Annotated in this window: 9 protein-coding genes; 3 read left to right on the top strand and 6 right to left on the bottom strand. The window is 67.8% G+C overall.

Going from position 1 to position 13,025, the window contains the following annotated elements:
- A partial coding sequence (locus tag Q1X76_RS04950; RefSeq protein WP_300718423.1) for a P1 family peptidase occupies positions 1–432 on the top strand: 432 nt, incomplete at its 5' end.
- A gap of 442 nt (positions 433–874) precedes the next feature.
- On the opposite strand, the gene Q1X76_RS04945 is transcribed toward Q1X76_RS04950, so the two are convergent.
- The 3 genes from Q1X76_RS04945 to hydG all read right to left on the bottom strand — a co-directional run bounded on the left by Q1X76_RS04945 (position 875) and on the right by hydG (position 6,784).
- Positions 875–2,074 carry an iron-containing alcohol dehydrogenase gene (locus Q1X76_RS04945; protein ID WP_300718421.1) on the bottom strand — a complete coding sequence of 400 codons (1,200 nt, stop codon included), beginning with the start codon at positions 2,072–2,074 and terminating at the stop codon, positions 875–877.
- Positions 2,075–2,208: 134 nt separating this feature from the next.
- Positions 2,209–5,238: a hypothetical protein gene (locus Q1X76_RS04940; protein ID WP_300718419.1), complete on the bottom strand. Its 3,030-nt coding sequence runs from the start codon at positions 5,236–5,238 to the stop codon at positions 2,209–2,211.
- A gap of 151 nt (positions 5,239–5,389) precedes the next feature.
- Positions 5,390–6,784 carry a [FeFe] hydrogenase H-cluster radical SAM maturase HydG gene (gene hydG / locus Q1X76_RS04935; RefSeq protein ID WP_300718418.1) on the bottom strand — a complete coding sequence of 465 codons (1,395 nt, stop codon included), beginning with the start codon at positions 6,782–6,784 and terminating at the stop codon, positions 5,390–5,392.
- 345 nt (positions 6,785–7,129) lie between these two features.
- Here hydG and Q1X76_RS04930 point away from each other — a divergent pair, with 345 nt between their 5' ends.
- Complete coding sequence (locus tag Q1X76_RS04930) at positions 7,130–8,209, top strand: BMP family ABC transporter substrate-binding protein (RefSeq protein ID WP_300718416.1); 1,080 nt, start codon at positions 7,130–7,132, stop codon at positions 8,207–8,209.
- A gap of 568 nt (positions 8,210–8,777) precedes the next feature.
- Here the strand turns inward: Q1X76_RS04930 and Q1X76_RS04925 are convergent.
- The 3 genes from Q1X76_RS04925 to lipB all read right to left on the bottom strand — a co-directional run bounded on the left by Q1X76_RS04925 (position 8,778) and on the right by lipB (position 11,029).
- Positions 8,778–9,185, bottom strand: a complete 408-nt coding sequence (locus Q1X76_RS04925) for a hypothetical protein (protein ID WP_300718415.1) — start codon at positions 9,183–9,185, stop codon at positions 8,778–8,780.
- Between the two features lie 334 nt (positions 9,186–9,519).
- The gene (lipA, locus tag Q1X76_RS04920) at positions 9,520–10,440 is read right to left on the bottom strand and encodes a lipoyl synthase (RefSeq protein ID WP_300718414.1); all 921 of its coding nucleotides are present in this window, start codon (positions 10,438–10,440) and stop codon (positions 9,520–9,522) included.
- Positions 10,370–11,029 (bottom strand): lipoyl(octanoyl) transferase LipB, encoded by a 660-nt coding sequence (lipB, locus tag Q1X76_RS04915; protein WP_300718413.1) that lies wholly within the window; start codon positions 11,027–11,029, stop codon positions 10,370–10,372. The genes lipA and lipB overlap by 71 nt, the downstream gene beginning before the upstream one ends.
- A gap of 650 nt (positions 11,030–11,679) precedes the next feature.
- Here lipB and Q1X76_RS04910 point away from each other — a divergent pair.
- Complete coding sequence (locus Q1X76_RS04910) at positions 11,680–12,882, top strand: MFS transporter (RefSeq protein ID WP_300718412.1); 1,203 nt, start codon at positions 11,680–11,682, stop codon at positions 12,880–12,882.
- The last annotated feature ends 143 nt before the right edge of the window (positions 12,883–13,025 follow it).

Here is a 13,025-nt window from a genome sequence, read left to right as displayed (position 1 = left end):
CTGGAGCACCGGGGCCTGCAGGTGGCGGCGCTGGTGGTCCTCAACGCCCTGGGCAACGTCTATGACGCCCGGGGCCGTTTCCTGGCCGGGGGCCGCCATGCCGACGGCAGGCCCGTGCCCCATGAGCAGGCCCTGGATGCACTGGCCGGGGAGATCCCCGCGGGCAATACCGTGCTCACCGTGGTGGCCACCAACGTGCCCCTGGACAAGACCCGGTGCAGCCGCCTGGCCCGCATGGCCGCCACCGGACTGGCCCGGCACATCATCCCGGCCCATCTGCTCTTCGATGGCGATATCGTCTTCGCCCTGGCCAGCCAGCAGCCCCTGCCCGAAGGCCACGGCCCCTGGAACGAAAACCTGCTGGGCGCTCTGGCCGCTGACGCCGTGGCCGCCGCCGTCTGCCGCGCGGCCCGGCCGCAGCTGTTCGCATAGGGACGGCGATCCGGCCGCACAAGAGCTGTCCGTCCGCCGGCAGGCACGGCCTTGCCGGTCGCCCCCGCCCCATCGCGCGCATGCGGTACGGTCGGACAGCACCGGGACCTGCCCGCCCTGAGGGCGCTGCGGCTGCCGGCCTGAACGTGTTGCCTCCCCGCCCGGGACCGCTGCCCACTGGCGGGGACCTCCCGGGAACGGGCAGGCCCGGCTGGCCCCTCCCCGCGCGCTCTCCCCTCCCCGGAACTCGTTGCCTTGAAGCCTGCTCCGCCAGGAGGACGCTGCGGCCCGCGAGGCTGTCCCGTCCGCCGTCGTCCGCGGCCTCCCCGTGCCGCGCAGCCGCCCTTTCCGGCCCCGCATGCCGGCAGGCTGCCGCCCGCCGAAAACGGCAAAGGGCCCCCGGTCTCCCGGGGGCCCTAGGTATGCGGCTATGCGGCGAGGACTACAGGGCGGCCTTGTAGATGGCGGCCACAGCGGCGTCGCTCATGATGCGCGGGTTGGTCAGACCGCAGGCGTCCTTCTGGGCGTTGGCGGTCATGGTGGGGATGTCTTCTTCCTTGACTTCCTTGCCGTATCTCTTGCCCAGGGCCACCAGGCCTTCCGGGATGCCCACGTCCTTGGACAGGATGCGGATGGCCTTGATGGCGGCCTGCGAAGCGTCGGTGGGGCTCAGGCCGTCCACACGTTCGCCCAGCAGTTTGGCGATGCGGCCAAAGCGGCGACGGCTGGAGATCAGGTTGTACTCGCAGACGTGGGGCAGCAGGATGGCGTTGCATTCGCCGTGCGGCAGGTCGTAGAAGCCGCCCAGCTGGTGGGCCATGGCGTGCACATGGCCGAGGCTGGCGTTGTTGAAGGCCATACCGGCCAGGTACTGGGCGTAGCACATGCCTTCGCGGGCTTCCATGTCCTTGCCGTTGGCAACGGCGCGGCGCAGGTAGCGGTTGATGTATTCCATGGCCTTTTCAGCGCAGGCGTCGGTCATGGGGGTGGCGGCGGTGGAAACATAGGCTTCCACGGCGTGGGTCAGGGCGTCCATGCCGGTGGCGGCGGTCAGGGACGGAGGCATGCCCATCATCAGGACCGGGTCGTCGATGGCCACGCTGGGGGTGCAGCGCCAGTCGACGATGGCCATTTTCACCTTGCGGGAGGTGTCGGTGATGATGCAGAAACGGGTCATTTCGGAGGCGGTACCGGCAGTGGTGTTCACGGCCACATAGGGCGGGAAGGGTTTGCTGGACTTGTCCACGCCTTCGAAGTCATGGATCTTGCCGCCGTTGCCGACCACGAAGCCGACGCCCTTGCCGCAGTCATGGGAGGAACCGCCGCCCAGGGTGATCAGGCTGTCACAGCCGTTGCTCTTGTAGGCTTCGGTGGCTTCGGCCACGTTGTTGTCGGTGGGGTTGGGCACGGTCTTGTCGTACACGGCATACTGCATGCCGGCAGCGTCAAGGATATTGGTGATCTGCTTCAGGATGCCCACGGCCACGATGCCCTGGTCGGTGACGATCAGGGGTTTCTTGCCGCCGAGGCTTTTCAGGCGGTCAGGGATCTGGGTGGAGCAGTTCTGGCCGACCAGGGTCACGGTGGGGATGAAGAAGGACGTGATCTGGCCCATATGCATGCTCTTGACATCCGTGCTCATTATGCAACTCCTTGGTTTGGGTGTCCGAACGGTCTGGATCCCCGTCCGGGCCCGGTTTGGAAACGTTTATGGATGTACTAGAATCAACATACGCCAGCAGCTCTCCCAAGGCAACTAGATTTTATGAAATAGATTCAACTTTTTTTGTCCTCGCCGAACACCACCGGACAGGCGGCTGCCTCGCGCGGCTTCGAAAGGATGCAGATGCGCGCCATGAGGCGCAGGTATTCCTTGCGCCGGTCCAGGAAGAAGGCCAGGGGCTTTGAGAAATTGCGCCCCAGCAGGCCGTCCACCAGGAACTGGCTCACTTCGCGCTCGCGCATCAGCACCAGCTGGGCGCTGAGCAGCACGGCCCTGTCCGCCTCGGCCATGGAGCGGATCTTCTGGCGGAAGGCCTCCTGGGCGCGCGGCTGGTAGAACCAGAAATACATCAGGTCCAGGGCGCAGATGATGAGGCGGCGCTCCAGGCGCAGGGCCTCCTCGCCGCCGCGGCCGCGCAGGCCGCCGGGCCGGGCCAGGCAGATCAGGGCGTCCTCACGCGGGAAGAGCAGCTCCAGCTGGGTGTAGCAGGCGAAGATGCGCTTGATGGTGCTCTCATAGTCCCAGCGGCGCATGCGCAGGTTCACCTGGCTGTCGGCGTAGCCTTCGATGATGGCCGCCACGGTGTCCGAGGCCATCTTGGAGATGACGGCGGCGCTGGGGATCAGGTAGAGATGGGGATCGGCGATGCCCACCAGCAGGAGGCTGTGGAACATCAAAAAGTCGTACAGGGACGAGACCGGGATGGCCAGGGCACTGCGGAAAAGGTTGCCGATGGCCGCCTCGCGGGGGAAGCCGCGGTACACGTTGTGCGCGAAGATGTAGAAGCCGTTGACGATGTTCAGCACCGTGAAGACCAGCACCGGCCGTTCCGCCACGGTCACGCCGAAACCGTCCTCCAGCAGCCAGACGCGGACCATCACCTCCAGCAGCAGCACCGAGATGCCCGTGTACATGAGCGAATCGCAGATGCGGCTGACGCTGACGTGCTCGCGCCAGTGGGTCAGGGTACTGCGCTTGGCCCCGCGCGCGGCCATGACCATCTGAACCACGTTGCGCACGCCGGTGATGCCGAACCAGATGAAGGTGCCGAACCAAGCCAGGAACCACCAGTCCTGCGTATAGATGAAGGAGACGAAGGCGGGCACGAAGCCCAGCAGCACCTTGAGCCAGTTGCTCAGCGAGCTGTTGAGGTAGCGGTGGTCCGGCCTGACGGCCTCCTGCCGGGGCGCGTCGGTCAGGCCGTTGCCGCGGAAGGGGCTCAGGCCGCCCAGATTGACCAGGTTCCCCTGCTTGCTGACGCGGCAATGCTCGCTGGCCGCGCGCCAGACGCGGCGGCGCTCCATGCCCAGATGGGCGCAGCCGGGCAAAAAGCGCAGATGCGCCAGCAGGCGCTGCCCGGGCGAGGGGTTTTCCGGCTCGTTGTAGCGTATCTGCTCCTCCACGGGCGAATAGATGGGGATGGCGGACTGCCGCTGCCCGGTCTTCTTCATCTGCTGCAGGGCCCGGCGCGGCAGGGTCTCGCGGATGGCCAGGCCCATGCCGTAGGAGCGGGAGCGGCTGGCCGAATTGCTGCCCAGGCGCGACTTGAGCGGCTCGTGCCGGTAGGCGGCCCAGAGCTTGGGGATGTCGCGCAGGATGGCGTGGAACTTTTCCAGGCGTTCCTCGTCGCCCAGCAGCTCCATCTGCCGGATCATCTGGCGCACCATCTGCTTCATGCGCGGGGCAAGGCCCTGGTTGAGCACGCGCTGCAGGTCGTTGATGGCCGCGATATTGTTGAGATGCCCCTCCACCCAGCTCTTCATGTTGAACAGCTCCAGATGGGTGATGCGCCCCTCGCAGTCCCAGAGCAGCTCCACCACGTCCTCGACGCTCAGTCCCTCGGTGCCCAGGATCAGGCGGTTGCCCGTGGCGAGCCTGCCGAGATAGGCGGACAGGTCCTGGGCACTCATGCGCATCAGTTCCGGCAGGTTGTCGCAGGCCCCCGGCCGCTCCGTATTGGGGATGCGCGGGTTGCGGCCCGGATCCAGCCACAGGGCCTGCACGTCGTCAGGGCCCAGATTGTCCAGACGCCGCAGTTCCTCCAGGGCCTCGGGATCATCGCCGCGGGCGCGCAGGATCCCGGCCCGGGCGCGCAGGCTGGGCTGGATGTGACGGTGCAGGTATTCCGCCAGGCGCAGCAGCGAGGCATGGCCGCGGCCCACGAAATCCAGGAACTCCTCCAGGCTCATGGGCGGCACGGTGACGCCCCAGCGCTCCTCCAGGAGGGGGCGTTCGTCCTCGTTCCAGACCTCCAGGGTATGCAGGGCCACCTCGCGCCGCCAGTGCAGCACCTCGCGGCCCTTTTCCAGCATCTCCTGCATCTGCGGAGCGCGCAGGAAGTCCAGGAAGCCCTTGCCCGAACTGAAGCCGCGCGGCATCCAGACCATGTTCACGAAGCGGTCGTAAAAGGGGACGCTGAACTCCAGCCCGATGCGCACGGCGATGCCCACGATGCCCGAGGCGTGGATGACCTCGGTGGCCGCCTCCAGATCCACGCTGTTGTCGTAGACCACCGTGATGGAGCGCAGGCCCTTGATCCAGGCGTCCATGATGAGGTGGGTGGGCGTCTTGCGGCCCTTGGTGTTCACGTCGTAGACGTGATCGTCGAAGGCCAGCTGGTTCCAGGCTTCGGGCATCTCCGGCAGATGGTAGCGGGCCAGCATGCGCCGCACCATGCGCGGCGTGCCCAGGGCCGTATTGCGGAAGTCGTGCGCCAGCATGAGCTGCCGGGTCTCGTCGCCGTGGGCGCGCACCATGTCCTTCATGATCTGCATGAGCGCGCGCGCCGTGTTGCGCCGCAGGGCCGAATGGGCGCTGGTCAGCACCTCGTCGTACAGGGTCTGCAGGGCCAGCAGGCGGTCGCGGGAGCCGCCCACCTCCAGATTGCGCAGCAGGTTGATGACGGCATAGGCCATGCGGGAGGCCGGCGAGGTGACCAGCTCCTTGATGCCGTGGGGGTGCAGCTCGGGATTGAAGAGATTGTCCCGCGAGGGCACATTGGGCGCTTCAAGGATGCGGTTGACCAGCACCAGGATGTCCCTGTCCTGCCTGTCGAAAAAGATGCGGTCAGCAAATGGTGCCACGGCGCCTCCCTTTGTTCTCTTCCCCGCCTGCGCCGCGCGCACGGCAGGATCAACGCTCTGTACCGGCAAAAAGGAAAAGCCGCCACAGCCTGCCTTGCGGCAGTCGGTGGCGGCGCTTGTGCTGGAGACTGCGGCCCGGGCCGCTGCCCCGTCAGATGAATTCGTCCATGCGGCCCGACTTCACCTTCTGCAGCAGGCGTTCCGCCGCGCCCCGTTCCACCTCGCTCATCTGCGGGAGCTTGCTGGAGATCAGGCGCTCGCCCACCTCGCGGGTATAGGGCGTGGCGTAGTTGATCAGGAATTCCTCGAACGACGCGATGGAATTGGGCCCGCACTGGCTGCGCATGCCGCATTCGCGCACCATGCCCATGAATTCCGCACCGCTGCGGCCCAGACGGGGACAGGCGGTGCAGAAGGACGGCAGGTGCCCCACTTCTTCCATGAGGAAGCGGACCACTTCGTCCAGGTGGGTGTCTTCGCCCACGGGGAAGGGGATGCCGTCGGGGCCGGGCTTGTCGCTCCAGGTCTCGTAGGCGCCGCCCACGCTGCCCGTGAAGACCTGGGAGACGCCGCGACTGCAGGCGTCGCGCCACAGGCCGGCAGGCTCGCGCGTGGTGACCACGAGGCCCGCATAGGGCGCGGCCAGGCGCATGATGGTCACGCAGCGCAGGAATTCGTCGTCGGAAAGCGGATGCGGCGGCACGAAGAGGCTGCCCGGCGCGCGGCGCAGGCGGAACATGCTGATGGTATGGCCGCCGGCCCCGAACAGGCGGTTGAGGTGGGCCATGTGCAGCATGATGGCCAGCACGTCGAACTGCCAGGGGGCCAGGCCCAGCAGCAGGCCCAGGCCCACATCGCGCACACCGGCGCCCAGGGCCACCTCGGGAGCATTGAGGCGCTTTTCGTAATGGCTCTTGGGCCCGGCCACATGGGCGGCCTTGTAATAGTCGGGATGATAGGTGTCCTGATAGATCAGGACGTTGCCCACATCGGCGTCCAGCAGCACGCTGTACTGGTCGGCGCTCAGCGGCCCCACGTTGACGTTGACGCGGCGCACTTCGCCCCGGCCGTCGAACAGGGTGTACAGGATGCTGATGGCTTCGGCCAGGTATTCCACATCGGCATTGGGCAGCTGGCCCGAGACCAGCACCACGCGCTTGTGCCCCTGCCGGATCAGCTTGCCGGCGGCCTCGCGCATCTCGGGCGAGGTCATGTACTTGCGCTGGATGAGCGTATTGCTCTTGCGGTTGGCGCAGTAGAGGCACTCGCTGCCGCAGTGGTTGGAGATGTGCAGCGGCGCGGTCAGCACGATGCGGTCACCGTAGACCTTCTGCTTGACCTCGTCCGCGGTCTTCATCATCAGGGCGACATCGTCGGGATCCGTCACCCGCATGAGCGCCGTCGCCTCCTGGATGGTCAGCGACTTCAGAGCCAGAGATTTGTCCAGGATATCCCGAAGCTCCGCCTTGTCCGGTGCAGCCGTACGACTGAGCGCGTTTTCGATGAACCGGGTGTCAAGCCATGCAGGCAGCTCGTATGCAGACATAACGTTTCCTTCCAAGCAGGGTCCCAGGGAGTTCGCCCCGCCCGGCGCGAAGCCTGCGCACGGGCGGGACATGCGTACACGTTTCCTGAGCAGGAGACTTAGCACATGTTGGCAGGCTTGCCTAGTGCTTTTTTTCACAGAAAAGCGGCTCCCCGCCCGAAAAAAAGCGGGAAAACCAGCGCCGTTTTTTTCCGCATGCCGTTTTTTATCTGCAAATAACCTATGTTGAGAAAATCACATTGTTTCACTCATAAATTGTTCGCCTGCTCAATCTTCCCCCTGTCCCGCCCTGCCGGCGCTTGTGGCCTCCCGGCCCCCCTGCTAGTATGCCGCCGGGAGAATTCCATGAAAAAGATCATCCATCTCGCCTGCCTGCTGGTCCTGACCGTCCTCGCGGCGGTCCTCTGCCCCGCTGCCGCCCCTGCGGCGGACGCGGCCCCCCACCTGCGCGTGGCCCTGCTGCTGGAAGACGGTGCCCCCGACCAGGGCTGGAACGACCTGCTGCGCCAGGGGCTGGAACAGGCCCGGCGTGAGCTGGGCGTCAGCACCGCCGTGGTCGTGGCCCCGCCGCAGGGCAGCGACGGTCTTTCGCAGGAGGCCATCTTCCGCGCCGCGGCCCGCCAGGCCGACCTGGTGCTGCTCTCCGGGGCCCGCCTGCACGAGATCCTGCGCGACAACGCCGCCAACTTCCGGCAGACGAAGTTCGGCTGCATCGATACGGGCATCCGCGCCGCCAACATCATGTGCGTGACCTTCGCCGACGAGCAGGCGGCCTTCCTGGCCGGGGCCCTGCTCTCCCAGCTGCACCGGCACGGCCTGCTGCCCGCCCCCGGCGCCCGCCGGGACAGCGGCGAGCTGACCCTGGGCTGGCTGGCCGGCGAGGACGATCCCCAGCTGAAGACCATGCTCAACGGTTTCGTGGAGGGCGTGCGTCTGGAGAGCCCCGGCGCGCGCGTCATCAACGGCGTGGCCGGCAGCTATGCCTCCCCTGCCGACGGCAGGGCCCGCGCGCAGGAACTGCTGGGCATGGACATCAACGCCCTGGCCGTGCTGGCCGGCCGTTCCGGCCTGGGCGCCGTGGAAGCGGCCGCGGCCGCGGGCAGGCCGCTGGTGGGCGTGGACAGGGACCAGCACGACCTGGCCCCCCGCCTGATGCTGACCAGCATCGTCAAGCGCGCCGACCGCGCCGTGTTCGAGATCGTCAAGGCCACGGCGCAGGGGGCCTTCGCCGGCAACGAGATCATCACCTATGACCTGGCCAACGGCGGCGTGGACATCGTCCCGCCGCAGGTCTGGGCCCGCAATGCCGGTGTGCGCCTGCCCGACGCCATCGGGCGCCGTCTGGCCGAGCTGCGCCTGGAACTGACGCGCGGCGGCATCCGCCTGCCCTCCCTGCGCGACAGGACGCTCTGCAACTGCCGCTAGGGTCAGCGACGCCTCATCGAAGCGTGTTTCTGTGGGATATCCGGCAACAGGCCGCGATAACATCGTTTTCAGAAATGGGGACGCTCGTCCTTATCCGTCCATAAAAAACCGGCGGCTTTGGGAGAAGATGGAGGGAGTTTGAAAGGGAAGGGAAAGCCCTCCACCCTGCTGTCGATGCCCGCAGCTTCCTGCGCCGCAACGGACACGGCCTGTGGCCGCCCTTTGGGTCGCGCGTTGCTGTCGATGCCCGTAGCTTCCTGCCTCGCAACGGGCACGGCCTGCGGCCGCCCTTTGGGTCGCTGCCCGCGCGAGAGGCTTTCCCTTCCAGTCCCGTCCTTTCCCCGGTGCGCTTTTTCAGATGAACGCGGGAGCATGCGGCAAGCACACTTCACCGGGCGGACCCAGCCGATACTTATTGGAAATACCTTATAAAAGTTGTGCCGATACGCCCCATGCAGGATCTTGCCGCCTGGCATGGCAAAGGCCGTCGATCCGCACAGACCGACGGCCTTTGTCATGCCAGGCACAAGGGCGATGTCGCCCTATAAGGCCCGTCGCCGGCCCGGCCTCAAAAACGCAGGGTGAAAGCGGGGTCGTCCCCCTGCACCTCCACCCTGACGAAATCCGCTTCATACCCCTGCGCCGGCCGGGCATCCCCTTCTAGCTCGAAGACGTCCCGCACCACCCAGAAGCGGTGCTTCTTGCCCGGCAGCTCCACGGACGCGCCGCCCCCCACTTCCACATGCAGGTAGAAGACGGGCTCCCAGGTCTCCAGCGTCACGGTCCGTTTGCTGTGCGGCGCGAAGTTCACCCAGCCTTTCGTGACCCACACCCCGTCCGCACGCAGATAGCGCAGGGCCAGGCTCCCGCCCAGGTCCTGGCTGTTGTCGATGTGGATGTCCAGGGCCGCGGCCGGAAAGGCCCCGCCCAGCAGCAGGAGCAGCGCCATCAGGCTGGTCCGCAGCATCTTTTTCATGACACACCTCCCCAGTGCGTTCCGGTCGCCATGCGAACAGGACAGGTCAGAGGACAGGGCGCGACCGGATACCCTGCCTCACGGCCGGCATCGTGACCGACGGCGGCGCTTCCCATGACCGGGGCGCCGCTCCGGCCCCACGGCAGCATGCCCGGCGCAGGATGTGACGACGGGAGCGACCGCCAGCGGCAAGATGCCACGCCTGACGCGCACAGGGCGACCGCCATGAGGCCGCCCGGGCACAGGGCGCCGCCGGCTCCCCTGCCTCCCGGGGCCCTGCGGGCAGGGCGGGACCGGGCCGCGGCATCCCGTGCCCTGTCGCCCCGCCATGCGCTCAGGCCGTCACGGGCCGGTCGTCCCCGGGGAACGGGCCCTGTCCGCTCAGGGCCGCGTAGGCCTGTTCCGCATTGTAGCTGCTGCGCACCAGCGGCGCGGAAAAGACGAAGGGGATGCCCATGGCCCGCCCCTTGCGGGCATAGCCCGCGAAAACATCGGGATGCACATAGCGCTCCACCGGCGGATGCCGCCGCGAAGGCCGCATGTACTGGCCGATGGTCACGATGTCGCAACGGACGGCGGCCAGATCCTCCAGCACGCCGCAGACCTCGTCGTCGCTCTCGCCCAGGCCCACCATCAGGCCGCTCTTGCTGACGTGCCCGGCGTCCTTGACCCGGCGCAGCAGCTCCAGGCTCTGGCCGTAGTCCGCCTGGGGACGTATGCGGGCATAGTGCGCCGGCGGCGTCTCCACGTTGTGGTTGATGATGTGGGGCCCCGCCGCCATGACCGTGCGCAGGGCCGCCCCGTCGCCCCGGAAGTCCGGGATCAGGACCTCGATGGTGGGGCAGGGATCGTTGCAGCGGCGGATGGCGGCGATGGTGGCGGCAAAATGCCCCGCACCGCCGTCGGGCAGGTCGTCGCGGGTCACGGAGGTCACCACGGCATGGCGCAGGCCCAAGGCCGCCGTGGCCCGGCCCACGCGGGCGGGCTCGCCCGGGTCGGGAGCCCCCACCGTCCCGCCGCCGATATTGCAGAAGGCGCAGGAGCGGGTGCAGGTATCGCCGAGGATGAGGAAGGTGGCCGTCTTGCGGGAATAACATTCGAACATGTTCGGGCATCGGGCGCTGCGGCAGACCGTATGCAGGTCCAGATCCCTGACCAGCGCGCCGGTGGCGGCATAGGCCGGGCTACAGGGCAGCTTGACGCGCAGCCACGGGGGGATGCGCAATGAGGGCCTGGAATTCTCCGGCACAGACATCTTTGACCTCCTGCATGGGGATGGGAGCGGCGTCGCGTTCTCGCTCCAGGGACGTGGCCCGGGCATCGGCAAGACCGCACAGGGTGATGGCATCGAACAGGGACAGGTCGCGGCCCACATTGAGCGCGAAACCGTGGAAGGTCACCCAGTGCCGCACCCCGAGCCCCAGGGAGCAGAGCTTGCGCTGCCCGATCCAGACCCCGGGACGGCCCGGCCAGCGGGCGGCCCGTACCCGGAAGGCGGCCGCGGTGCGGATCACCGTTTCTTCCAGCAGATGGACGAAGCCGTGCAGGCCGTTGGTGCGCCTGCCGATGCGCACGATGGGATAGGCCACGAGCTGGCCGGGGAAATGGCAGGTGATGTTGCCGCCCCGCTCCGTCTGCACGACCTCGACCCCGCGCCGGGCCAGCTCCTCGCGGCTGAGGTGCAGGTTCTCCGCGCCGCCGTGCCGCCCGAAGGTGATGACCGGCGGGTGCTCCACCAGGAAGAGCGTGTCTTCCGCCCCCTGCCGCACGGCCTCATGCCGGGCGCGCTGGATGGCCAGGGCCTCCCGGTAGGGCATCCTGCCCAGATCGATGATGCATGTCATGGTCCACCTGTATGCCTGTCCTGTGCCCCGGCAAGGGCATCCTACAGCTCCGGCATTGCGCGCGCCGCCGCGGCCTGCCCGCCAAGAACGCGATCTCCGTCCGGGGCCGCCTGGCCCGCACGCCGGGCTGTCGGCGCGGCATGAAAAGGTGCCTGTTTTGTCCATGCATCCCCCGCGCGCCTGCGGAGCTGTCGGGCACTTCCCAGCCCTTGGCATCGGCGGGCATCGCATCCCCCGCGCGCCCACGGAACTGTCGCTTCCCTGCTCGTCAGGACACGGATGCATGTCGCATCCCCCGCGCGCTTGCGGAGCTTTTCCACCGTGGACGATGAGGAAGACGCCTTGCAGCGTGTTCACCGCGCGCCTGCGGGGCGGCCGTTTCCCTTGTGCTATTGTCGTGCAAAACGATGTATCCCCGCGCGCCTGCCGGGGGCTGTCCCGTCAGCGTCCGGCCCGTGGCCGGAGATTCTGTTTCCCTGTTTTTTCCGCCGCTTGTCAAGAAAAAACAGTGTGCCGGCTTTCACAGCTGCGGCGCAAAAATTTTCCCGTGCCGGCCCCTTTTCAAGCCGGGCCGATGCGCCTACATATCGTCTGTGCGCTCAAACAGTCTCCGTCGCGAGCGCCATACGTCTGATGCCGAGGATCGTTTCATGGAACTGACCGTCACCGCGGCCCGCCGGTCTGCGGCCCGCATGCTGCCGCACACGCCCCGGGCCTTCTACCGGACCGCCATCAACGCCTTTTTCTTCGTCATGGGCATGATCTTCGCCTCCTGGGCCGTGCGCATCCCGGACATCAAGGCCAGCCTGCACATGAGCGACGCCGCCCTGGGCAGCGTCCTGCTGGCCGCGCCGCTGGGCGAGATGCTCTCCATCGTGCCCACGGCCTGGCTCATCGCGCGCCTGCGCAGCCGCCGGGTCATCCTGCTGGGCCTGGCGCTCCTGCCCTGCGCCCTGCTCTGCCTGTCCCTGGCGGCCGGCCCCCGCTGGCTGGCCGTGGCCCTGCTGGGCTTCGGCTTTGCCAACAACATGCTCAACATCTCCCTCAATGCCCAGGCCGTGGGCGTGGAGACGCTCTACGGCCGCAGCATCATGGCCACCTTCCACGGCATGTGGAGCCTGGGCGGCGTGGCGGGCTGCCTCATCGGCTCGGTGCTGGCCCCGCTGGGCGTGGCCCCCCTGCCCCACTTCGCCGCCATCCTCGTCCTCACGCTGGCGACCCTCTGCTGCCTGCGCTCCTGGACCCTGCCCCGGGAAGTGCGCATCGGCGCGTCCGCCCCGGACAGGCCGAAAACGGCCTTCCGCCCCGACCTCTACCTGACCCTGCTGGGCTGCATCGCCCTGGGCAGCATGGCCACCGAAGGCGCCATGTACGACTGGAGCTCCGTCTATTTCGCCCAGGTGGTGCGCCCCGGCGAAAGCCTGATCCGCGCCGGCTATCTGGCCTGCATGTGCGCCATGGTCACGGGCCGCCTGCTGGCCGACGGTCTGGTCAACCGTTTCGGCGTCACGCCCGTCCTCCAGCTGAGCGGCCTCTGCATCGCCGCCGGCCTGAGCCTGGCCCTGCTGCGGCCCAGCCTGCTGCCCGCCACCGCCGGTCTGGCCCTGGTGGGCTTCGGCATGGCCTCCGTGATCCCGCTCTGCTACAGCCTGGCGGGCCGATCCAGCCGCGTGCCGCCCAGCGTGGGCATCTCGCTGGTCTCGTCCCTCAGCTTCCTGGGTTTCCTGGGCTGCCCGCCCATGGTGGGCTTCCTTTCCCAGCAGTTCGACCTGCGCTGGGCCCTGTCGCCCATCGTGCTCTTCGGTCTGGCCATCTTCTGCCTGGCGCCGCTGGTCCGGCGCATCAGGGCCTGAGGAGGAAGGTTCCGCCCCGGGTGGAAGACCGTCCACGGGCAACCGCAGCTGACGGCGCGGGGCGGGATGTCCGGCCCGGCGGGGAGGATCATCCCTGCCATCCGCCCCCGACAAACCGTCCCCGGGATATCCGGCCCGGAAAG

The sequence above is a fragment of the uncultured Desulfovibrio sp. genome, assembly GCF_949282365.1.
In the GTDB taxonomy this organism is placed as follows: domain Bacteria; phylum Desulfobacterota; class Desulfovibrionia; order Desulfovibrionales; family Desulfovibrionaceae; genus Desulfovibrio.
The sequence above is the reverse complement of the archived record's forward strand: the minus strand, read 5'-3'. Positions and strand labels throughout refer to the sequence as shown.

Coding starts and splice junctions, on each gene's coding strand:
- Q1X76_RS04945 (WP_300718421.1), bottom strand. CDS start 2,074: ATGAGCACGGATGTCAAGAGCATGCATATGGGCCAGATCACGTCCTTC.
- hydG (WP_300718418.1), bottom strand. CDS start 6,784: ATGTCTGCATACGAGCTGCCTGCATGGCTTGACACCCGGTTCATCGAA.
- Q1X76_RS04930 (WP_300718416.1), top strand. CDS start 7,130: ATGAAAAAGATCATCCATCTCGCCTGCCTGCTGGTCCTGACCGTCCTC.
- Q1X76_RS04925 (WP_300718415.1), bottom strand. CDS start 9,185: ATGAAAAAGATGCTGCGGACCAGCCTGATGGCGCTGCTCCTGCTGCTG.
- lipA (WP_300718414.1), bottom strand. CDS start 10,440: ATGTCTGTGCCGGAGAATTCCAGGCCCTCATTGCGCATCCCCCCGTGG.
- lipB (WP_300718413.1), bottom strand. CDS start 11,029: ATGACATGCATCATCGATCTGGGCAGGATGCCCTACCGGGAGGCCCTG.
- Q1X76_RS04910 (WP_300718412.1), top strand. CDS start 11,680: ATGGAACTGACCGTCACCGCGGCCCGCCGGTCTGCGGCCCGCATGCTG.